24 protein-coding genes, 1 tRNA gene, 1 other RNA gene and 2 pseudogenes are annotated in these 18,775 nt (G+C 62.8%); 15 read left to right on the plus strand and 13 right to left on the minus strand.

All coding sequences use genetic code 11. The features are described 5' to 3' along the window. Window positions 1-35: 35 nt before the first annotated feature. Window positions 36-353, minus strand: a complete 318-nt coding sequence (locus ASE60_RS00495) for a hypothetical protein (RefSeq protein WP_057247788.1) — start codon at window positions 351-353, stop codon at window positions 36-38. 381 nt (window positions 354-734) lie between these two features. On the opposite strand from ASE60_RS00495, the gene ASE60_RS00500 reads away from it, so the two are divergent. The 4 genes and pseudogenes from ASE60_RS00500 to ASE60_RS35395 form a co-directional block, all read left to right on the plus strand. Then, window positions 735-824 (plus strand) — tRNA-Ser (locus tag ASE60_RS00500). Between the two features lie 140 nt (window positions 825-964). Continuing rightward, window positions 965-1,270, plus strand: a complete 306-nt coding sequence (locus ASE60_RS00505) for an antibiotic biosynthesis monooxygenase family protein (protein WP_057247789.1) — start codon at window positions 965-967, stop codon at window positions 1,268-1,270. A 126-nt stretch (window positions 1,271-1,396) separates the two neighbouring features. Further along, a complete protein-coding gene (locus tag ASE60_RS00510) occupies window positions 1,397-2,254 on the plus strand; it encodes a sigma-70 family RNA polymerase sigma factor (protein ID WP_057247790.1) in 858 nt (285 codons plus the stop codon). A gap of 140 nt (window positions 2,255-2,394) precedes the next feature. Next, a pseudogene (locus ASE60_RS35395) lies at window positions 2,395-2,499 on the plus strand (SAM-dependent methyltransferase); the annotation flags it as partial. A 30-nt stretch (window positions 2,500-2,529) separates the two neighbouring features. On the opposite strand, the pseudogene ASE60_RS36135 reads toward ASE60_RS35395, so the two are convergent. Then, window positions 2,530-2,751: pseudogene (locus tag ASE60_RS36135) on the minus strand (aminotransferase class IV); the annotation flags it as partial. A gap of 92 nt (window positions 2,752-2,843) precedes the next feature. Between ASE60_RS36135 and ASE60_RS00520 the strand changes: the two are divergent. Beyond that, window positions 2,844-3,197: a MerR family transcriptional regulator gene (locus ASE60_RS00520; protein ID WP_057247792.1), complete on the plus strand. Its 354-nt coding sequence runs from the start codon at window positions 2,844-2,846 to the stop codon at window positions 3,195-3,197. Between the two features lie 150 nt (window positions 3,198-3,347). Here ASE60_RS00520 and ASE60_RS00525 read toward each other — a convergent pair whose 3' ends face one another. Then, window positions 3,348-3,770: a DUF6636 domain-containing protein gene (locus tag ASE60_RS00525; protein ID WP_113399017.1), complete on the minus strand. Its 423-nt coding sequence runs from the start codon at window positions 3,768-3,770 to the stop codon at window positions 3,348-3,350. Between the two features lie 198 nt (window positions 3,771-3,968). Between ASE60_RS00525 and ASE60_RS00530 the strand changes: the two genes are divergently transcribed. The 3 genes from ASE60_RS00530 to ASE60_RS00540 are packed head-to-tail and all read left to right on the plus strand — an operon-like array spanning window position 3,969 to window position 5,415. Further along, entirely contained in the window at window positions 3,969-4,301 is a 333-nt protein-coding gene (locus ASE60_RS00530; protein WP_057247793.1) for a metalloregulator ArsR/SmtB family transcription factor, read from the plus strand. 1 nt (window position 4,302) lies between these two features. Then, window positions 4,303-4,779, plus strand: a complete 477-nt coding sequence (locus ASE60_RS00535; protein ID WP_057247794.1) for an SRPBCC family protein — start codon at window positions 4,303-4,305, stop codon at window positions 4,777-4,779. Between the two features lie 12 nt (window positions 4,780-4,791). Then, window positions 4,792-5,415 carry a dihydrofolate reductase family protein gene (locus ASE60_RS00540; protein WP_057247795.1) on the plus strand — a complete coding sequence of 208 codons (624 nt, stop codon included), beginning with the start codon at window positions 4,792-4,794 and terminating at the stop codon, window positions 5,413-5,415. 117 nt (window positions 5,416-5,532) lie between these two features. Here ASE60_RS00540 and ASE60_RS00545 read toward each other — a convergent pair whose 3' ends face one another. From ASE60_RS00545 to ASE60_RS00560, 4 genes are all read right to left on the minus strand, one after another. Next, window positions 5,533-6,462 (minus strand): hypothetical protein, encoded by a 930-nt coding sequence (locus ASE60_RS00545; RefSeq protein WP_057247796.1) that lies wholly within the window; start codon window positions 6,460-6,462, stop codon window positions 5,533-5,535. A 47-nt stretch (window positions 6,463-6,509) separates the two neighbouring features. Beyond that, complete coding sequence (locus ASE60_RS00550; protein WP_057247797.1) at window positions 6,510-7,316, minus strand: MerR family transcriptional regulator; 807 nt, start codon at window positions 7,314-7,316, stop codon at window positions 6,510-6,512. Between the two features lie 126 nt (window positions 7,317-7,442). After that, window positions 7,443-8,639 carry a CmlA/FloR family chloramphenicol efflux MFS transporter gene (gene cml, locus ASE60_RS00555; protein WP_057247798.1) on the minus strand — a complete coding sequence of 399 codons (1,197 nt, stop codon included), beginning with the start codon at window positions 8,637-8,639 and terminating at the stop codon, window positions 7,443-7,445. 248 nt (window positions 8,640-8,887) lie between these two features. Beyond that, window positions 8,888-9,169, minus strand: a complete 282-nt coding sequence (locus ASE60_RS00560; RefSeq protein ID WP_057247799.1) for a BON domain-containing protein — start codon at window positions 9,167-9,169, stop codon at window positions 8,888-8,890. A 131-nt stretch (window positions 9,170-9,300) separates the two neighbouring features. Between ASE60_RS00560 and ASE60_RS00565 the strand changes: the two genes are divergently transcribed. Beyond that, complete coding sequence (locus ASE60_RS00565; RefSeq protein WP_057247800.1) at window positions 9,301-10,245, plus strand: AEC family transporter; 945 nt, start codon at window positions 9,301-9,303, stop codon at window positions 10,243-10,245. A 149-nt stretch (window positions 10,246-10,394) separates the two neighbouring features. Here the strand turns inward: ASE60_RS00565 and ASE60_RS00570 are convergent, their stop codons facing one another. Further along, window positions 10,395-11,096, minus strand: a complete 702-nt coding sequence (locus ASE60_RS00570) for a cytochrome c family protein (protein ID WP_057247801.1) — start codon at window positions 11,094-11,096, stop codon at window positions 10,395-10,397. Window positions 11,097-11,252: 156 nt separating this feature from the next. Between ASE60_RS00570 and ASE60_RS00575 the strand changes: the two genes are divergently transcribed. Together ASE60_RS00575 and ASE60_RS00580 are read left to right on the plus strand one after the other, a co-directional pair. Continuing rightward, a complete protein-coding gene (locus tag ASE60_RS00575) occupies window positions 11,253-12,011 on the plus strand; it encodes a 3-deoxy-manno-octulosonate cytidylyltransferase (protein ID WP_057247802.1) in 759 nt (252 codons plus the stop codon). Between the two features lie 10 nt (window positions 12,012-12,021). Further along, on the plus strand, window positions 12,022-12,876 hold the full coding sequence (locus tag ASE60_RS00580) for a prephenate dehydratase (protein WP_057247803.1): 855 nt from the start codon (window positions 12,022-12,024) through the stop codon (window positions 12,874-12,876). Between the two features lie 8 nt (window positions 12,877-12,884). On the opposite strand, the gene ASE60_RS00585 is transcribed toward ASE60_RS00580, so the two are convergent. Next, entirely contained in the window at window positions 12,885-13,121 is a 237-nt protein-coding gene (locus ASE60_RS00585) for a hypothetical protein (protein ID WP_057247804.1), read from the minus strand. Between the two features lie 240 nt (window positions 13,122-13,361). On the opposite strand from ASE60_RS00585, the gene ASE60_RS33305 reads away from it, so the two are divergent. Beyond that, on the plus strand, window positions 13,362-13,499 hold the full coding sequence (locus ASE60_RS33305; RefSeq protein ID WP_064817013.1) for a DUF1127 domain-containing protein: 138 nt from the start codon (window positions 13,362-13,364) through the stop codon (window positions 13,497-13,499). Between the two features lie 162 nt (window positions 13,500-13,661). Here the strand turns inward: ASE60_RS33305 and ASE60_RS00590 are convergent, their stop codons facing one another. The 4 genes from ASE60_RS00590 to ASE60_RS00605 form a co-directional block, all read right to left on the minus strand. Continuing rightward, window positions 13,662-14,030, minus strand: coding sequence for a VOC family protein (locus ASE60_RS00590; protein WP_057247805.1), 369 nt, complete (start codon window positions 14,028-14,030; stop codon window positions 13,662-13,664). 74 nt (window positions 14,031-14,104) lie between these two features. Then, window positions 14,105-14,812 (minus strand): YafY family protein, encoded by a 708-nt coding sequence (locus tag ASE60_RS00595; RefSeq protein ID WP_057247806.1) that lies wholly within the window; start codon window positions 14,810-14,812, stop codon window positions 14,105-14,107. A 28-nt stretch (window positions 14,813-14,840) separates the two neighbouring features. After that, window positions 14,841-15,821: an NAD(+) diphosphatase gene (gene nudC / locus ASE60_RS00600; protein ID WP_057247807.1), complete on the minus strand. Its 981-nt coding sequence runs from the start codon at window positions 15,819-15,821 to the stop codon at window positions 14,841-14,843. 2 nt (window positions 15,822-15,823) lie between these two features. Then, window positions 15,824-16,273, minus strand: coding sequence for an HIT family protein (locus ASE60_RS00605; RefSeq protein WP_057247808.1), 450 nt, complete (start codon window positions 16,271-16,273; stop codon window positions 15,824-15,826). 64 nt (window positions 16,274-16,337) lie between these two features. Here ASE60_RS00605 and ffs point away from each other — a divergent pair. The 3 genes from ffs to ASE60_RS00615 all read left to right on the plus strand — a co-directional run bounded on the left by ffs (window position 16,338) and on the right by ASE60_RS00615 (window position 18,712). Next, window positions 16,338-16,435, plus strand: an RNA gene (gene ffs / locus ASE60_RS33310) — signal recognition particle sRNA small type. A 45-nt stretch (window positions 16,436-16,480) separates the two neighbouring features. Continuing rightward, window positions 16,481-18,349 carry a DNA polymerase III subunit gamma/tau gene (locus ASE60_RS00610; protein ID WP_057247809.1) on the plus strand — a complete coding sequence of 623 codons (1,869 nt, stop codon included), beginning with the start codon at window positions 16,481-16,483 and terminating at the stop codon, window positions 18,347-18,349. A gap of 39 nt (window positions 18,350-18,388) precedes the next feature. Continuing rightward, complete coding sequence (locus ASE60_RS00615) at window positions 18,389-18,712, plus strand: YbaB/EbfC family nucleoid-associated protein (RefSeq protein ID WP_057247810.1); 324 nt, start codon at window positions 18,389-18,391, stop codon at window positions 18,710-18,712. Window positions 18,713-18,775: the final 63 nt, after the last annotated feature.

Below are 18,775 nucleotides of genomic sequence, written 5' to 3' on the forward strand. Positions count from 1 at the left end.
CTCCTCGTCGGTGCAGAGACGGGCTCCGCTAAAAATCAGGCGGCGAAGCGGCCCGCGGCCGGCCGCTTCTTGTAACCGACCATCCACAGAACGAGCGCGAGCAGCGCCAGCACGGCGAAGGCCGGCTGCATCAGCAGCCAATGCAGCACCGAATGCCAGATCGTCTGCGCCGTATCGGAACGCTGCGCAAACTGGATCCAGCTCGCCGTGTCGGCGCCCAGCGCCTCCAGGTCGTCGCCAAGCGAGGTCATCACCAGTTCCGATGCGGCGACCGACTGAATCGCGTCGACGGCGCCGGCAAGCACGGCGGCAAACAACACGACGGCGCTCGCCAGCCTTAGTAGAAACCGCATCGGTCCAATTATCCCTTCATGTCACTGGTCGCGTCATGTCATGGTCAAGCGCAACGCCCCGGCGGCATCTTCTTCGATCGCAGGGGTCTCGGACAAGGCCCAGTGGCGAAATTATGCGGGGATCGCAGTAGAGCCGAGCTGGCATCTGGACGCTGCCGGGACGTGACACTCGTCCCGGCGCAAGAGATAAGCGTGCCGCCTGGTATGCACAATGGGGACGACGGGCCGCTCGTTTCACAAGATGTCAACAATCTGTCAGAAAGCAGTTGATCCCAAGCAAATCATCGGTATATAGACGCGCGTCCGCCGGTTTACACCGGTCGACACCGAAGGGCCCCGCCCTTCCCATCCAGCCGGATTGACCATCGGCTGCTGACGGATGGACAGGTGGCCGAGTGGTTGAAGGCGCACGCCTGGAACGCGTGTATACGTGAAAGCGTATCGAGGGTTCGAATCCCTCTCTGTCCGCCATTTCTCTCCCTTGCCACAGCGATCAATATCAAGACGTTGCCAACCCGCTTGGCGCCAACCCGCAAAAAATCTTCTTCGGCGCGATCCGTTTCGCCTCTCCGGTTCGTCTTTGCTGTGTCCGTAGCAAAGGAGACACGCTGATGACCACCGAACCTGTCACACTCGTCAATCTGCTGAAGGTCGAACCCGGCAAGCAGGCGCAATTGATTGCGCTCCTGAAGCGCAACATCGAAACCGTGATCAGCACGCTCGGCGGTTGGCACACAAGCCGGCTGATCGCCGCCAAGGACGGCGCCAGCGTCATCATCTATTCGGAATGGGAGACGCCGGCGGCCATTGAGGCGATGCGGGCCGATCCCCGGATGAAGGCCTACTTCCCGCAGATCCTGGAATTGGCAAGCCTTGAGTCGATCCTGGGCGAGGCCGTGTTCAGCGATAACAGGTGATGTCGATCCGCCGCCGACGCCCGCCGACAGTGGCCGGAAGGCGGCGGACATTTCTTTGGACCCGCGTTATCGTGCCGTCGTCGCCGATGGGCTGACGCCTGGAAATGCGCCCATGGAGCTCGATACATGAACGTGGAAGATTTCGAGGATCGCCTGCGCGAGTTCAGGCCGCGGCTGCATCGCTATTGCGCGCGCATGACCGGCTCGGCCGTGGACGGCGAGGACGTGCTGCAGGATACCTTGATCAAGGCCCTGCAGGCGCGGGCGGACGGTGTGGTCGTGGACAATATCGAGGGCTGGTTGCTTCGCATCGCCCACAATACCAGCCTCGATTTCCTGCGCCGGCGGTCCCGGCACAGGGTCGTTCCGCTGCGCGATGATCTGGAGGACGCACGGCTGCCCGAAGCGGACATCGTTGCGGTCGGCTTTCACACCTTCCTGCAGCTGCCTGAACTTCAGCGCTGCGCCGTGATTCTCAAGGATGTGCTCGGACATTCGGTCGAAGAAATCGCGGATATTGCCGACTGCACGCCGGCGGCTGCCAAGTCGGCGCTCCAGCGCGGACGCGCGTCGCTCCGGCAACTGGCGGATCGCCCGGACGATATGCGGCTGCCGCTGATGTCCGATGCCAACCGGCAGAAGATGGCGACCTATGTGCGCCTGTTTCAGGGGGGCGATTTCGATGCGATCCGCGCCATGCTGGCCGAAGACGTCAAGCTCGAGCTCGTCAACAGGCTGAGGCTGGAGGGCCGTGAGGGCATTGGCCGCTACTTCACCCGCTATGCCGAGGAGACGAGGTGGCGGTTCGCGCTCGGTGCGATCGAGGGGCGTCCGGTCATGCTGGTTTTCGACAGCGCCGGGCCCATGGAGATGCCTGCGCATTTCGTTCTTCTCGATTGGCGCGAGGACGAGATCGCTGCGATCCGCGACTTTCTCTTCGCGCCCTATGTGCTTGAAACCGTCGATTGGGTTCGTCTGGCCTAGCGCGAAGGGGCCTTCGCTGATTGACCGTCCGATCTCCGCCATTTGTTGACGATTGCGCGGTAGCCGGAATCCCTTGACCGGCGTGGCTCCGGCCTCGACCGTGCCGAGGAGATCTGGTCGCGCTCTGGGGAGCAGGCAGCATGAAGACGGCGAGTGACGCGCGTTTCTGGGACCGGACGTCGCAGCGATACGCCAAGGGGGCGATCGCGGACCCGGCCGGATATGAGCGCACGCTCGACCGTACCCTCCGCCGGACCTGCGTCGATTGCCTGTTTGATGTGGGCGCGCAACTCTTCGTCGGGCAGCGCGCGGCCGAAGAAGGAGAGAGAGGCGTTGCTGAGGCGCTTCAGATGCAGGTCCAGACCTCTGATCTTGCAGTCCCTGACCTGAATTGCGGTGAAGTGGGCGAAGCCGGCAAAAGCCAAGGGGATCAGATCGGCAGCGCTGGCCGGGCGGCCGTTGAGCGCTGCGGGATAGAGGCTTGTTTCGTTCGGCATGGTCTTGCTCCTGGGTGTGTTCACATGAAGGAGCCAATAGGTCTAAGGTCTGACAGCGCTGTCAGAGTCAAGGGCGAGGCGAAGGGACCGGAATGAAAATAGGCGAGCTGTCGAAACGCACCGGCGTCAGCATTCGGATGCTGCGCTACTATGAAGCCGAAGGGCTGTTGAAGCCTGGACGCACCGAAAGCGGCTATCGCGACTATGATCTGGCGGAGGTGAGAACCGTCGAGCGCATCAAACTCCTGGGCGCCGGCGGCATGACCCTTCCGACGATCCTGCAGTTCCTGCCGTGCGTTCGCGGAGAAGGTCCGATCTTTGAGCCCTGCGACGAACTGCGCGTCACCCTGCACGAGCAGATCCGGCTTGTCGAAGAGAAGACGGAAAAGCTGGCGCAGAGCCGCAGCGTCCTGGAGACTTTTCTGCAGGAGATAGGCGAGCGCTGATCTTCTGCCGGATCGAGCTACCGCGTGCTGCGGCGACCCCTTGCTGGCCTCGTCAGCGCTAACGCGACAGGATTGCGACCAAACCCGCTCTGGCCATCAACCAGAAGTCAGGGCGCGCGGCAAACCGTATGCACCTTTCCTGCTGCCGCTCTAATAGACGTCGGTCTTCGATCGACTGATGTAAAAACCGTGGCCGTCACTGCGCTCGCAGCTGAGCCCGGTCTTGCTGGACCGACAGCTAAACGGCCCCTTCTTCCAGCTGTTGCCGTAGCTCAGGATATGGGAGCCGTCGCAGCATGCTGTATCGCCCGCGTTCTGGAATCGTCGGGCCTTGCCCGCCTTTCCCAGAATGAACCTCTGATAGGTCGGTTCGATGCGGTCACAGCCAAGTTCCGGGCCGCCGTCCTCCGGGACATAAACATCGGAGCCACCGGCTGGCGTGTATTGGCAACCGATGTTGCCGGTCGGCATGTTGAAATAAATCAGACCGCCATCGGCGGGGAAATTCTGCTCTGCTGCATTCCCGTCGAATGCGATGAGCGCGGCGACCGCGAACACAAGAAAGCGCATCATTCGAGCTTTGGCCCCTGACCTTTGTCGATCCCGCAAAGTGCAGCAAGTAAAACATATCAGCGGGAAATGGGGAAATGGTCTCGGCTCTCGACCTGCGGTCGACGGCACGGCGCCGTGAGACAAATTGGCTCGAGCCTGTCGGGGAGGACTTCAATAGTTAGCTGTTGCGCTAAGTGTTTGGTCATGATACTTAGCCTTATGGAACAGTATTCAGGCCGATTGGACGTGATCTTTCAGGCGCTCGCCGATCCCACCCGGCGCGCCGTGCTTTCGCGGCTCGGCGGCGGCCCGGCGAGCATCAGCGATCTCGCCAGACCCTTCGACATGGCCCTGCCGTCCTTCATGAAGCACATCCACTTCCTGGAAGGCAGCGGCCTGATCCGCACGCACAAGCAGGGCCGGGTGCGGACCTGCGCCATCGAGAAGGCGCAATTCGCCGTGGTCGAGACCTGGCTTTCGGCGCAGCGCGCGCTCTGGGAAGGCCGTGCCGACCGGCTGGAAAAATTCGTCACTGAACACGAGGAGGAATGACATGATCCGCTCTCCAGATCCCGAACTCGACCTGACGATGGCACGCATCATCAAGGCGCCGCGCGCGACCGTCTGGCGCGCCTGGAGCGATCGGACCCGGCTTGAGCAATGGTGGGTCCCGGCGCCGGCAATATGCAAGGTGATCGATATGGACCTGAAGCCGGGCGGCGGCTTCGTGACCCGGATCAGCGAAGGCGGCGGCGAGTTCGTGCCGCATATCAATGCCTGCTTCCTCGCGGTCGACGAACTCTCGCGCATCGTCTTCACCGATACGCTCGTTGCCGGCTGGCGGCCGGCCGAGAACGCCTTCATGACGGCAATCATCACGCTCAGCGACCATCCGGCCGGCACTGAGTACGCCGCCCACGTGATGCACCGCAACGGCGCGGACCGGAAGATGCACGAGGAGATGGGTTTCCACGACGGCTGGGGAACGGTGGCGGAGCAACTGGCCCGGCTCGTCGAGCAAACCCATTAAGGAGGCGAAGACATGCGCAACATCGTCCTGCAGATGATGACGACGCTCGATGGCCGCCTCGACGATCCGCTTGCCTGGATGGGCACGGTGGTCGATGAGCAGTACCGGGCGATCGACCGCCTCTATGCCGGCTACGACACGGTACTCGTCGGGCGCACCACCTACGAGGAGATGGTCGGCTATTGGCCCGGCGCGCTGAACGATGAGGTCAACGGCGAGACCAATCGCGTGATGGCCAAACGCATGCACGACTCCCGCAAGATTGTGTTCTCCCGCACCGGTGAGCAGGCAATCAGCCCCTGGCACAATGCCGAACAGGTCGTGGCTGCCGACGACGCCGCACTTTCGCGCTACCTGATGGAGCTGAAGGCTGAGCCCGGCGGCGATATCCATCTCTCGGGTGGCGCCAGCCTGGCGCAGACGGTGATCGGCCTCGGGCTGGTCGATCGCTACCACTTCTTCGTCTATCCCGTCGTCTCGCCGGGTGAACCGTGGTTCGCCCGGCTGAGGGATAAGAACGAACTGCAGCTGATCGGCAGCGAACACTACGACAACGGTGTCGTCGGACTTCACTACGCAACCGTACGCGACGCCAAGTCGGAGCGGCCGAAGAGCTTCTCCGAGCTCATTGCCTAAAGCAATTCCAGGAAAAGTGCGAAGCGGTTTTCCGTCCGGAATTGCGCCCGTGCCAAGTGAAGCAATTCCAGGAAAAGTGCGAAGCGGTTTTCCGTCCGGAGTTGCGTGTTGCTGGAATCAGTCTCCGCCTCGCAGGGCGGAGAGCAGCCGATCGTAGGTCGGAGCCAGCCGCCGCAGGGCTTCCGCCGCTTCCGCATCTCTGCGCAAGACCAACGGATATTGCAGCGCGCCGATGAGTCGCGCCTGTTCGCCGGCAACGGCGGCGGACTTGGCAAAGCCGGCGCGCTCGAGGCAGGTTTCGGCGTCAGCCGCACGGCGGGCGCCGACGCGAACGGCGAAATGGATCAGGTGCGCCCGCAAGCCCTTGTCACAGCGTTCCTCGATGCGCGCCGCCAGCGCTTCGGCGGCCTCGGCATTGCCGAGGCTCCTAGGCGGCATCGCTCGATCCGTAACCATCGACAGCCAGTGGATCGCGGCCGGGATCGAGGCCCGGATCCCGTCCACCTCCGAGACCTCCGCCACCCGCGAAAAGCCCGACCGCATCGTGAAAGAATCGCCGTAGGTGAGCGTCTTCGCGCTCCAGGCCGCCATGAAATCACTGATCGGCAGCGAGGCGTAGGGGTAGCCCTGCGGATCGTGCATCAGCACCCGCTCCTCGTCGAGCGCGAGGACTACGACATAGTGGTCGGCCTCGATCGGCCCGGTCATGCCGGGCTGATGGCGGAGATGTCCCATTTCCACCGGGCCGACCCAGACCGGGCCATCCTTGAGCGTCGACCGGAGGCGAGAAAGCGCGTCCTCGGCATCGTCACCCTTGCTGACTTCCGAGGTCCAGCCGAGCGCAGCAAGCGCGCCGTCGAACCCGGCTTCCGGGTCCCAGCCATAGGGGTCGAAGAACGGCAGCGAGCCGCCGATGAGCTGCATTCCGAACGGGCTGCTTGTGGCAAATTCGATGACGGCGGGCGAGGGCGCCGCCTCGCCGAACATCATGGCGAAGGAATTGGCGTAGCAATAGGGGCCGGAGCCCACATAGGGAACGTGCTGCATCGGATGGAACCCTTGAGCGATTGAGGGGGGATGTGAAGGGAGGCTTGTTAAGGCACGATGGGATAGGCGACATCGAAACGGGCGTCGCCGCTGCCGGGGTAGATTTCGTAGGGGCTGCCGAAACAATTGAGATCGTTGCTGTGCTCGAACCAGGCCTCGATCGCGTCGTAGACACGCAGCACCGCCGGAAAGGTCTCGAACGTCTCGGACACCGGCAGGAATGCTTCGCGCCCAGCCGGCTGAAGTCGCATGCGCAGATCACCTGACGGTTCGAGGCTGCCGGTGTAGCCGATCGCGACCTCGACGAGGCCCTTGCCATCATGGTTCACGGGCTCGTGGAAATGCAGCGTCATCGGCCCATCGTCGTCCTTGCCGCATAGTGCCAGGTAGCTGCGGATCGCCGCTTCGGCGCTTTCCGTGAAAGCGTCGAGCGCATCGACCGTCACATGACCCTGCCGATAGACGATCTTCGAAGGGGCAGTGTCGCGGACGCGGACGGCTTTGATCAGCGGATCATCGCCGCCGGACGATTGCCGGAAGATCGCCTGCACCAGCTCGCTCTGCTCCTCGAGCCGTTTGGTCTGTACCTCCAGCCAGGCGCGAAGTTCGGCGAGGCGCACTTCGGGCTGAAGCTCGATCAGGCGGGCGATTCGGGCGATCGGCAGGCCCAATTGCCGCAGCCTTGCGATCAAGCGGGCGCGGCCCGCCTGCTCGGCGGCGTAGTAGCGGTAGCCGGTCACCGGATCGACGTGGGCGGGCACGAGCAGGCCCTGCTCAACATAGAGCCGGAGCGCCTTCGGCGACAGTCTTGTGGCAGCGCCGAAACGGCCGGCGAGGAAAAAAGAATCGGTCATGAGACAAGTCTGGGGCCTGCCCCAGGGGCGAGGTCAAGAGGCATCTTGCGGTCTTGCTGGCAGCCGCCGGACCGGTTGGCTGAATACCTCCCGGAGCAGGCAACCGCTCCGGGAGGTACATGGCAGCTATTGTCTTCCACGTCGGTTCAGGAGCGCCAGCGCCAGGAGCGTGACCGTCGCCATCACCAGGCAGTAGCCGACGAGCGGCCAGGCCGTATAGCCCTTCAGAAACAGAACGGCGCCGGTGCCGACGACGGCGACGATCACGCTCTGGATGCAGAAGTAGAGCGCCACCGCCGTTCCGGCGATCGCGTCAAAGGCCTTCAGCGCGCCGTTCGCAGTCACCGAGGCGCTCATGACAATGCCGACGGCGATCACCCACATCGGCAGCACGAAGCTTGCGAAGGAGGGTGTCGTGAAGACTTCGCCGGCGGCAAGCAACAGCCCGCCAAGGATCAGCGCTGCCATGCCGCGCATGAGGCAGCCGGACATCCCGTAGCGGCCGACGAAACCCTTGGCGAAGCGCGTGGTCAGGATCATCACCACTGCCGCCGTCGCGAAGGCGAGGCTGAAGCCGAACTGCGAATAGCCGGCGCGATCGATGAGCAGGCGCGGCGCGGTCGAGAAGAACACGAAGAACGCGCCCATCGCCGTGCTGAAGCCGAGCGTATAGGTCCAGAACGCGCCGTTCCTGAGAATGGGCTTAAAGCTGGGCTTCCCGTTGCCGGAAGGGATTGGCCGGGTTTCCGACCAGCGCAGCAGCGCCTGGCCGAGCGCGGTAAGACCGAGCACGCCGAGCGTCAGGAAGATCGCCTGCCAGCCGAGAGCGCCTGAGATCAGCGCGCCGGCAATCGGTCCGAGCGCCGGAACGAAGGACAGCATGGCGCTGAAGAGGCCGTATATGGTGACGCCTTCCGGACGTGCGCCATAGACGTCCCGCACCGTCGCGAAGGTCGCGACCAGCGCCGCCGAGGCGCCCGCCGCCTGCGCAAGCCGGAGTGCCACGAAGACCGGCGCTGAGGTGGTGACCGCCAGCAGCAATGACGTCAGTGCAAACAAAGTCGCGCCTCCGAGAAGCACCGGACGGCGGCCGAACCGGTCGGAGAGCGGGCCGAAGAGCACCTGTCCCAAGCCCAGCATGAGCATGTAGAGGCTCAGCGTCAGCTGGACGATTGCCGGCGACGTGCCGAGAATGCCGGGCATTTCCGGCACGACAGGCAGATAGATGTCCATGGCGAGCGACGCCAGGATATCGAAAGGCGCCATCAGCAGCAGAGCCGCCGGCAGCGTATAGGGCCAGGTGGGCAAGTTATGATCGGGCATGATGAAACATCCGCGCAAATGGGTAACATTCGGCGGCGATCTGCCACTTCATCAAATCTTGGGAGTGTGAGCCGACAGACGCCGCAACAACTTTTTCAAACCGTTGTTGCGGCTTACCTGGTTGCTGACTCGTCGGTCCTCATCTGCGGCTCCTGCAGGCTGACGGCAATGCCAGGCCCATATCGACATCAATAGTGGCGCATGTCCTATCATTCGGCTTTTGACGTGGCAACCCGTCGGATCACCGCTCAGGCATGCGGGTCGGCGTCGCCCGGCTTCGCGTTCAGCCGGTTCTCGACGCTGGCAACACCGATCACCGATGCCGCCGCATCCCCGGCGCAGGCGACGTCCGTTTCGCTCGCGACCTCACCGGAAAGAACGACGAGCCCGCCAAGCGCCATCACCGAGATGCGGCTCGTGTCGACCAGGGCGGCATACTGGATGAAGCGCAGCACCTTGTCGGCGAGCGCGTCATCCGTCAGATGCGGATCGTCGTCTCCATGGGCATAAATGGGCTTATCTGGCGGCATGGCATGTTCCTCATGCTCTTCCCGAACGCCTGCGGTCTGCGAAGGTTCCCTTGAAAGTGCTCTGCCGCGCCGCGCTTGCGATCCTGGCGTGAACGCGGTTATTGCTGGCAGTCCCATCCCAAGGCCTGCGCATGTCCGACATCTTCCAGAACGTTCTGCCCATCTTCGTCCTGATCCTTGCCGGCTGGCTGCTGGTTCGGTCAGGCTATCTGAAACCGGCTGTCGGCGAAGCGCTCGGCGACTTCGTCTTTCGTGTTGCCGTTCCCGTTCTATTATTTCGCACGATTGCCGAAGCGGATTTCAAGGACGGTTCGCCCTGGCCGCTCTGGGTCGCCTACTTTTCCGGCGTTGCCGTCACCTGGGCGGCCGGGCATCTGGCTGCAACGCTCATCTTCCGGCGTGACCCACGCATGGGCGTTCTTGCCGGCGTCTCCTCGGCCTTCGCCAACACCGTGTTCATCGGCTTGCCGTTGGTTTCACGCATCGTCGGCGAGGAGGGAATAGTGGCGATTTCGATCCTGCTGTCCGTCCATCTGCCGGTCATGATGATCGCCGGCACGCTGCTGATGGAGCGTGCCGAGCGCCGTGCAAGCGGCAAACCAGGGCAAAGCCCGTTGCATCTTCTCGCCGGCGTCGGCCGCAACCTGGTGCGCAATCCGCTGGTCATCGGGCTTGCTTGCGGCGCAGCGTTTCATCTCGTCGGCCAGCCGCTTGGCGGACCTGTGAAGACTGTCGTCGATCAGCTTGCCTCGATGGCGGCGCCGGCAGCGCTGATCTCGATCGGCATGGCGCTAGACAAATACGGCCTTGCCGGCAATCTCGGTCTTGCTTCCTTTACGAGTGTGCTGAAGCTCCTCGTCATGCCCGGGGTCGTGTTCACCAGTTGCCACCTGCTTGGCCTCAACGACAACTGGACGACGGCGCTGGTGCTGACATCGGCCGTTCCAACCGGCGTCAACGCCTGGCTGATCGCCAACCATTTCAACGTCGGCCACGCACTCGCCTCCTCGACCATCACATTGACGACCGCGCTCGGCGTCGTCAGCGTTTCGGTCTGGGCCTATCTGCTGGTGTGACTGCTTCGGAACTTCGGGAAGTGTTTCCTCGGGAGGAGCGAAATCCCGTCTATCGATTCGCGTGGATGTGTCGCGTCACCGTGCCCCGCAAATGCAAAAGGCCCGGCGCGAGCCGGGCCTTTCGAATGGGTTGTTTCCAACCGCTAAGCTTATTGCGCCGGTGCCGGCTGGCCTTCGGCAGGCTTGGATTCCGTCGCCGGAGCGGCCTGGCCTTCAGCCGGCTTGGTTTCGGTTGCCGGAGCCTCTGCCGGCTTTGCGCCTTCGGCGCCAGCAGCCGGTGCCGCTTCGGCAGCGCCGCCAGCCGCATCCGGCAGCGGAGCCGGAGAATCGGCCTGCTCGCGCAGCCACGCGATCAGGTTGGCGCGCTCGTCCGGCTTCTTGACGCCGGCAAAGCCCATGGCGGTGCCCGGAACGTGCTTCTTCGGCGCTTCGATGAAGAAGCTCAGGTGGTCGTAATCCCAGACGACCTTGCTGCCCTCGGAGAAGGTCTTCATGCCGGCCGAATAGCTGAAGCCTTCATGCGAGGCGATCGGACGGTTGACGAGGCCCCAGAGGTTCGGACCGACTTTGTTTGCGCCGCCCTTGTCGGCGGTGTGACAGCTTGCGCACTTCTTGAACACGGCTTCACCGGCAGAAGCATCGGCCTTGAGAAGCAGCGGCTTGATATCGACTTCGACTTCTGCGGCGCCGCCGGCGCCGGCTTCAGACGTGCCCTCTTCGGCAACGATCGCGAAGCCTTCCTTCTCGGGAGCCTCGGAGTGGAAAATGCCTTCCGATGCAATGGACACGGACATCAGAACGAAGACCGTCCCCAGAAAGGCACCCACGCCCATGTTCACATATGAATTCATCTGCAAACGCTCCCTTTGCCACCGGCGCAAACAAAAACCCGGCCTATCTTGAAATCGCGCGGAACCTATGTCTTTTGGCTCTGCGTTGCAACAGTGATTATCGGCCCCTAACTGAGACTTATTGACACTTTCAGCGGGGTTTTTGAAGGCCAGATCATGAATCGCGAAAATTCAGGTAAAGCCATCGTGCTCATTCCGGCGCGCATGGCCTCGACTCGCCTGCCCGGAAAGCCGCTCGCCGACATTTGCGGCCTGCCAATGATCGTCCAGGTGGCGAAACGCGCCGAGGAAGCGGACGTCGGCCGCGTGGTCGTCGCCGTCGACGACCAGCAGGTCTTCGACGTGGTGCGGGAGGCCGGCTTCGAAGCGATCATGACCCGCATCGATCACCAGTCCGGATCCGACCGGATCTATGAAGCGCTGCAGAAGGCCGACCCGACCGGCGAAGCGGAGATCGTCATCAACGTGCAGGGCGATCTGCCGACGGTCGAGCCGGCATCGATCCGTGCCGCACTGAACCCGCTTGAAAACGCCAGCACGGATATCGCGACGCTGACGGTGGCGATCGCCGAAGAGAGCGAAAAGACCAATCCGAACATCGTCAAGGTCGTTGGTTCGCCGCTTTCGGACACGCGCCTGCGCGCACTTTACTTTACCCGCGCGACCGCGCCCTACGGCCAGGGGCCGCTCTACCATCACATCGGTCTCTACGCCTATCGCCGCCAGGCGCTGGAGCGCTTCGTATCGCTAAAGCCCTCCGTGCTCGAACGCCGCGAATCGCTTGAGCAACTGCGCGCGCTCGAGGCCGGCATGCGCATCGACGTCGAGATCGTCGATTCGGTTCCGCTCGGCGTCGATACGCCGGTGGAGCTGGAAAAAGCCCGCCGTATCCTTTCCGCCCGCCATCCCGAATAAGGAAGCTACCGTGACCGTCAAGACCAACAGGATTTCCTTTCAGGGCGACTACGGCGCCAACTCCGACATGGCCTGCCGCGACATGTTTCCGTCGATGGAGCCGCTGCCCTGCCAGACATTCGAGGATGCCTTCGTCGCCGTCGAGAACGGTGACGCCGATCTCGCGATGATCCCGATCGAGAACACGATCGCCGGCCGCGTCGCCGATATCCATCATCTGCTGCCGGAATCGCGGCTGCACATCGTCGGCGAATACTTCATGCCGATCCGTTTCCAGCTGATGGTGCTGCCCGGCGTCACGCGTGACGAAATCCGCACCGTGCACAGCCACATCCACGCGCTCGGCCAGTGCCGCAAGATCGTGCGTTCCAATGGCTGGAAGCCGGTCGTCGCCGGCGATACCGCCGGCGCGGCGAAGCTTGTTTCCGAAAAGGGCGACCGCTCGATGGCGGCGCTTGCACCGCGGCTTGCCGCCGATCTCTATGGTCTGGAGATCATCGCCGAGAACGTCGAGGACACCGAAAGCAACGTCACCCGCTTCGTCGTGCTTTCCCGTGAAGAACAGCGCATAGGGCGTTCCGCGGACGACGAGTTGATCATCACCACCTTCGTCTTCAATGTCCGCAACATTCCTGCGGCCCTCTACAAGGCGATGGGCGGTTTCGCGACCAACGGCATCAACATGACCAAGCTCGAGAGCTATCAGCTCGGCGGCAAGTTCGTGGCGACGCAGTTCTACGCCGATATCGAAGGCCATCCCGACGATATCGGCGTGCGCCACGCCATGGACGAGCTGCGTTTCTTCTCCGAGAAGGTCCGCATCCTTGGCACCTACAAGGCGCACCCGATGCGCGGCGTGCTCTGACGCTTGGCTCAGACCTGCTCGAAAGTTCCTCGAAAGGGAAAGTCGGGCGAGACGAGCCGCCACACCTCACCGGACGCAAGGTGCCGATACCACTTTTCGTCCGGTAAGCTCCCCGCGCGAGATGTCCTCACCGGGACCTCCAGGGCGATCCCCGCGCCCACCTGATCTGCAATCCAGCGCTCGAAGCGATCGAATTCCGGCGGCATCTGAAAGGCTGCGATCTTCTCCCATTCGCATGTCGTCATCTTCGTTTATCAAGCCTGGCTAATAGAATTGGCTGTGGCAACACCCCTTCGTTCCGGCCGTGATCCAACGCGGTTTTGCAACGGGAATCATCAGCTTAACGATCGTGTCGCGACGTAAGAAAGTGGCAAAAATTCGTTAACCGGCTACGCGTCTGGCGCATGCCTAATCTGCAATCGCGGCGGTACACAAATTTTAGGCAAATGCCTATCTAACGCTCGTTCACGTAAGGAGTGTTAAAGATGAAGATCCGTCAGAAGATCATGGAATATGCGAAGACCCGCCGTGCGATCCGCGAGCTGAACGCTCTCGACGATCACGCACTGAGCGATATCGGTCTGTCCCGTTCGCAGATCCAGGCCGCCGTTTACGGCCGCTAATCCGCATCATTCGCGTATCCCGCCGCGTCTGCATGTGTCCTTTGATCGTTCCGATCAAAGGACAAAAATATGCGGCAATGTAAGTGCTGCAGCGACCTTTGCACGTCTGCTAAGACGTGCGGCGCTGTAGGGCTGGCGGGATACGCGCCGCTGTCCTCTCGATCACGAATCGAAGAGGCGGACGCGCAGCCGGTGACCATCCGGATCGAGCGCGACGAAGGTCGGACCGAAATCCATCTCGGTCAATTCCTGCGCAATCTGCAGCCCTTCCGCCTTCCATTTCTCGTAGTGCGCGCGCACTGCGCCCTCATCCTCCACCATGAACGCCAGTTCCGAGCGATGGCCTGATGCCGTCGGCTCCGGCGCGACCGTATGTTCGGCCCAGAGCCCGAGGGTGAAGCCGCCGGGCAGTTCGAAGGACGAAAAGGTCTGGTAGGTGACGCTTGGTTCCTGCGCGAGGACATCCCGGTAGAACGCCACGCTCGCCAGCGGGTCCTTGACATAAAGAACGATGAGATTTGCCTTGGCCATGTTGTTTCCTCCTTGTTGCGGGGAATTGCAGGCTAGGCGTGGTGGCTGCCAACTTCTGTCAGCATCGAGAGTTGTCAGGAGCCGACCGTCTGGCGCTTGGATGCGGCGATGTCCTGGCTGGCGCGCCAATCCTTCATCAGTACCTGGCGGCGACGAGGATAGCGCGCTTCGGTCACGGTCATCCGGCGCATGCGGTCAGCGCGGAAGTGCCGGAAGTCCAGGCGCAGTTCACACCACGCCATGACCATGCGGACGTTCTCGAAGAAGCCGAGCGCAAAGGGCCAGATCGTGCGCTGCGTTGCACTGCCATCATTGTCCACGTAGTCGAGTTCCACCTTGCGCTCGTTGCGGATCGCCCGCCTGAGTGCGGCAATGTCGATGCCGTTGGTGGCCGGCGGGCTCGGCCCGACGAGCAGGGTCGAGCTGTCCAGCTCCTCGCGAAGCTCGGCCGGAAGCACCGCGGCGATCTTGGCAAGGGCGTTTGCTGCAGCACCTGCGAGATCGTCGTCGGTACGCTTTGAAACCCAGCGCGATCCGAGCACCAGTGCCTCGATTTCCTCCGCGGAAAACATCATCGGCGGCAGCATGAAGCCGGGTTTCAGCACATAGCCGAGCCCCGGTTCGCCCTCGATATGGGCGCCCTGAGCCTGCAGACTGGCGATATCGCGATAGAGCGTTCGGAGGCTGACACCGGTCTCTTCCGCCAGCCGCTGGCCGCTCACCGGCTGGCGGTAGCGCCGGAGCACCTGCAGAAGATCCAGCAGCCGTTCGGAGCGGGACACGGTCGGCCCTCCTCGTAACCCGTCGCCCTCAGGCCCGCTCGTCCCAGGCGAGCCAGTCGCGCATCAGCTGGTGCGCGATCGCGCCCTTCGGCGGCGGAATATGCTCGTCGCCGGTATTGGCAACGCCGGTCGAGCGTTCGAGCATCGCGATCGTTTCCTCGCGGGTGAACCAGCGCACGTCTTCCAGCTCCTGCTCGTCGCGCTTGATGACGGTCGATTTCGCCTCGGCGTAACAACCGATCATCAGCGTGTGCGGCATCGGCCAGGGCTGCGAGGCATGGTAACGCACCCGGCCGATGTGGATGCCGGACTCCTCGTGCGTTTCCCGGCGCACGGCATTTTCGATCGTCTCCCCCGGCTCGACGAAACCGGCAAGGCAGGAATACATGCCCGGCGCGAAATGTGGGCTGCGGCCAAGCAGGCAGAGGTCGCGCTCAAGGTCGATCGTCATCATGATGACGACCGGATCTGTTCGCGGAAAGACCATGTGGCCGCAGGCGGTGCAGACCCGGCGATAGCCGCCGGCCGTGCCTTCCATCGGCCCGGCGCAGCGGCCGCAGAAGCGGTTGTTGGCGTTCCAGGTAATGAGGCTCGAGGCCTGGGCGAATTGGCCGAGCAGTTCCTCCGGCAGCATCTGCTGCCGGTAGAGCGTGCGGCCATCGGCGATCTTGAAGGGTTCAGTGATCGTCTCTTCGGTCAAGCCCGTCGGCACGGCAAGCCGTGGCTCGCCGTTCGGCAGGTAGCCGAGCAGGATGGTCTCGTCGAGCACGGGTTCGAGCCCTTCGAGTTCGTAAGGGGCAAACAGCGGGTCGATGATCTTCTCGTCGTGCTTGACGATCAGCTTCGGTCCCGAGAAGGCCAGGAAATGGGCGCCCGGGTGCTTGAGCGCCAACTCGACGCAATCGTCGCTGCGGTGCTCCGACTGGCGGTCCAGATGGTTTTCGGAAAAGGCGACGAGAGTGCTTGGCTCCGGATGCGGGCTACGAAGGTCAAAGATCGATTTCGTCATGTTCAGAGGTTTTCCAGAATGCGCGCTGCGAAGTCCCGATGTTCTTTCTCGTCCCACGGCTCCGGCTTGCCGAAGCCCCAGACCGGCCCCGGCCAGTTCGGGTCGCCGTCGTTGCGGGCGATGATATGCACATGTAGTTGCCGAACGATATTGCCCAATGCGCCGACATTGATCTTTTGAGCGCCGGTGACCGTCTTCAGGGCGGTTGCCGCCATGGTCGTCTCGAAGGTCAGCATCGTCTGGTCGAGTGGGGTCAGGTCGAAGATTTCCGAAATGCCTTCACGCTGCGGAATGAGCACGAGCCAGGGCCAGCGGCGGTCGTTCATCAGCCGCATCTGACACAGGCCGATCGAGGCGATCGGGATGCCGTCGCGTTCGAGCCGCTCGTCAAGAGTGAAGGTCGCCAAGTCATTCTCCTCAGGCAAAGACAACGGATTCACCTTGTTTTGCATATCGATATCAGTTTTTTGATGGCTTGGCTTGCATTTGCTTTCGATATTGCCGATATGGAAGCCGGGAGGTTGGTGGTGGACGAGCCACTCGCCAACCGGGTCAGGTCCGGAAGGAAGCAGCCCTAACGAGCCCCGGCACGGGTCATCGTGCCAGCCTCCCACCTTTTCCGTCCTGTCGGGACAAGAGTTCGAACAGCGGCAGGGTCGATGAGCGACGACACGTCCATTTCATCCGTTGAGAAACCGGCCGCCTACCGTGTTCTGGCGCGCAAGTATCGCCCCAAGGATTTCTCCGACCTGATGGTCGGCCAGGAACCGATGGTGCGCACGCTCACCAACGCTTTTGAAACGGGTCGCATCGCGCAGGCCTATATGCTGACCGGTGTGCGCGGGGTCGGCAAGACCACCACCGCCCGCATCCTCGCCCGTGCGCTGAACTACAAGACCGCTGAGACCGACAGGCCGACGATCGACCTTCGTGTGCCGGGCGAACACTGCCAGGCGATCATGGATGGCCGCCATGTCGACGTCATCGAAATGGACGCCGCCTCGCATACCGGTATCGATGACATCAGAGAGATTATCGAACAGGTTCGCTACCGCCCGGTATCGGCGCGCTATAAAGTCTACATCATCGACGAAGTGCACATGCTCTCGACCCAGGCCTTCAACGGCCTGTTGAAAACGCTCGAAGAGCCGCCGGAACATGTGAAGTTCATCTTCGCCACCACCGAAATCCGCAAGGTTCCGATCACGGTTCTGTCGCGCTGCCAGCGCTTCGATCTGCGCCGCATCAGCGCGTCTGATCTCGTCGGCCTGTTTTCGACGATCCTCGGCAAGGAAGGCGTTTCCTTCGATCCGGAAGCGCTCGCCATGGTCGCCCGTGCTGCCGAAGGCTCGGCGCGTGACGGCCTGTCGCTGCTCGACCAGGCGATTGCGCACGGCGGCGGTGCGGTCGAGGTCGAGACCGTGCGCTCGATGCTCGGCCTTGCCGACCGCGCCCGCATCGTCGATCTCTTCGACCATGTCGTCAAAGGCGATGTTGCGGCCGCACTCCAGGAATTTACCGCGCAATACGAAGCCGGCGCCAATCCGACGGTCGTTCTGACCGATCTCGCCGATTTCACCCATCTTGTCACTCGCATGAAATATGTGCCGGAGGCGGTCAACGATCAGTCGCTGAGCGAGATCGAGCGCACCCGCGGTGCCGTCTTCGCCGAAAGCGTTGCGGTCACGGCACTCTCGCGTATCTGGCAGATGCTGCTCAAGGGCATTCCGGAAGCGGAAAGCTCGTCGCGCCCGGCGGGAGCTGCCGAAATGGTGCTGATCCGGCTGGCGCATGCCGCACACCTGCCGGCGCCGGAAGAGGCTGCGCGACGCGTGCTTGAGCTTTCCGGCGGTGAAGGCGGCGGCGCCCGTTCCGGGCCGGTTGGCGGCAATGGCGGCGGGGCACAGGCCTCCGCCTCAGGATCGATTTCGGCGCAGGCAACGCAGGCGATGCCGGTGCAGCGCCCGACGAGCAACGGCGCGACGATGCTGCGCGCCGTGCCGGATGCAGCACCCCAGCCGGTCACCGTCGGCCGTATCGAGGAGCGACCCGCGGTGGCCCCAGCTGCCAAGCCGCAGCCGTCGGTTCCGGTCAATTCGATCGCAGATATCGCCGAACTTTGCGCCAAGAACCGCGACATCAAGCTGAAGACGCTGGTGCGCGGCTTCCTGCGGCTGGTGCATATCGAGGCCGGTCGTCTCGACGTCAATGTTTCCGACGATGCGCCGAAGACGCTGCTTGGTGAAGTCGCGGTCAAGCTCAAGGAATGGACCGGCATCCATTGGATCGTCAGCTACAGCCGCGAGCGCGGCGAGCCGACGCTGATCGAGGCCGAACAGCGGGCGCAGGAACAGCGCGTCAACGACGCACGGCAGGACCCCGATGTCGCTGCCATTCTTGCCCGCTTTCCGGGTGCCAAGATCACCGACGTGCGCATTCGCGCCGTCGAGGAAGAGGCCGAGAGTGTTGCTCCGGCTACAGCCGAATCCGCCGACGGCGATATCGTCCCTGGCGACGACATCGAATAGTCCCGTCTGCGAGCAGAAACAGAAAAACAGGAGACGACGATGCGCGACATCATGGGGATGATGGGCAAGGTCAAGGAAATGCAGGCCAAGATGGAGAAGATGCAGGCGGAGATCGCCGCACTCGAAGTCGACGGCACGTCCGGCGGTGGTCTGGTGACCGTCCGCCTCGACGGCAAGGGCACCCTCAAGAGCCTGAAGATCGATCCTTCGCTCTTCAAGGAAGACGACGTCGAGATCCTCGAAGACCTGATCGTCGCCGCCCACAAGGACGCCAAGGACAAGGCCGAAGCCGTCCAGGCGGAAAAGACCGCCGAACTGACCGCCGGCCTGCCGATCCCGCCCGGCATGAAGCTGCCGTTCTGACCGGTTTGAACGAGTTGGAGCGCGGTGCGTTCGGAAAACCGCACGCATTATTCCGCATCCCGC

Origin of the sequence: Ensifer sp. Root278, assembly GCF_001429285.1 — a bacterium.
Classification (GTDB): Bacteria; Pseudomonadota; Alphaproteobacteria; order Rhizobiales; family Rhizobiaceae; genus Ensifer.

Coding starts and splice junctions, on each gene's coding strand:
- ASE60_RS00495 (WP_057247788.1), bottom strand. CDS start 353: ATGCGGTTTCTACTAAGGCTGGCGAGCGCCGTCGTGTTGTTTGCCGCC.
- ASE60_RS00505 (WP_057247789.1), top strand. CDS start 965: ATGACCACCGAACCTGTCACACTCGTCAATCTGCTGAAGGTCGAACCC.
- ASE60_RS00510 (WP_057247790.1), top strand. CDS start 1,397: ATGAACGTGGAAGATTTCGAGGATCGCCTGCGCGAGTTCAGGCCGCGG.
- ASE60_RS00520 (WP_057247792.1), top strand. CDS start 2,844: ATGAAAATAGGCGAGCTGTCGAAACGCACCGGCGTCAGCATTCGGATG.
- ASE60_RS00525 (WP_113399017.1), bottom strand. CDS start 3,770: ATGATGCGCTTTCTTGTGTTCGCGGTCGCCGCGCTCATCGCATTCGAC.
- ASE60_RS00530 (WP_057247793.1), top strand. CDS start 3,969: ATGGAACAGTATTCAGGCCGATTGGACGTGATCTTTCAGGCGCTCGCC.
- ASE60_RS00535 (WP_057247794.1), top strand. CDS start 4,303: ATGATCCGCTCTCCAGATCCCGAACTCGACCTGACGATGGCACGCATC.
- ASE60_RS00540 (WP_057247795.1), top strand. CDS start 4,792: ATGCGCAACATCGTCCTGCAGATGATGACGACGCTCGATGGCCGCCTC.
- ASE60_RS00545 (WP_057247796.1), bottom strand. CDS start 6,462: ATGCAGCACGTTCCCTATGTGGGCTCCGGCCCCTATTGCTACGCCAAT.
- ASE60_RS00550 (WP_057247797.1), bottom strand. CDS start 7,316: ATGACCGATTCTTTTTTCCTCGCCGGCCGTTTCGGCGCTGCCACAAGA.
- cml (WP_057247798.1), bottom strand. CDS start 8,639: ATGCCCGATCATAACTTGCCCACCTGGCCCTATACGCTGCCGGCGGCT.
- ASE60_RS00560 (WP_057247799.1), bottom strand. CDS start 9,169: ATGCCGCCAGATAAGCCCATTTATGCCCATGGAGACGACGATCCGCAT.
- ASE60_RS00565 (WP_057247800.1), top strand. CDS start 9,301: ATGTCCGACATCTTCCAGAACGTTCTGCCCATCTTCGTCCTGATCCTT.
- ASE60_RS00570 (WP_057247801.1), bottom strand. CDS start 11,096: ATGAATTCATATGTGAACATGGGCGTGGGTGCCTTTCTGGGGACGGTC.
- ASE60_RS00575 (WP_057247802.1), top strand. CDS start 11,253: ATGAATCGCGAAAATTCAGGTAAAGCCATCGTGCTCATTCCGGCGCGC.
- ASE60_RS00585 (WP_057247804.1), bottom strand. CDS start 13,121: ATGACGACATGCGAATGGGAGAAGATCGCAGCCTTTCAGATGCCGCCG.
- ASE60_RS33305 (WP_064817013.1), top strand. CDS start 13,362: ATGAAGATCCGTCAGAAGATCATGGAATATGCGAAGACCCGCCGTGCG.
- ASE60_RS00590 (WP_057247805.1), bottom strand. CDS start 14,030: ATGGCCAAGGCAAATCTCATCGTTCTTTATGTCAAGGACCCGCTGGCG.
- nudC (WP_057247807.1), bottom strand. CDS start 15,821: ATGACGAAATCGATCTTTGACCTTCGTAGCCCGCATCCGGAGCCAAGC.
- ASE60_RS00605 (WP_057247808.1), bottom strand. CDS start 16,273: ATGCAAAACAAGGTGAATCCGTTGTCTTTGCCTGAGGAGAATGACTTG.
- ASE60_RS00610 (WP_057247809.1), top strand. CDS start 16,481: ATGAGCGACGACACGTCCATTTCATCCGTTGAGAAACCGGCCGCCTAC.
- ASE60_RS00615 (WP_057247810.1), top strand. CDS start 18,389: ATGCGCGACATCATGGGGATGATGGGCAAGGTCAAGGAAATGCAGGCC.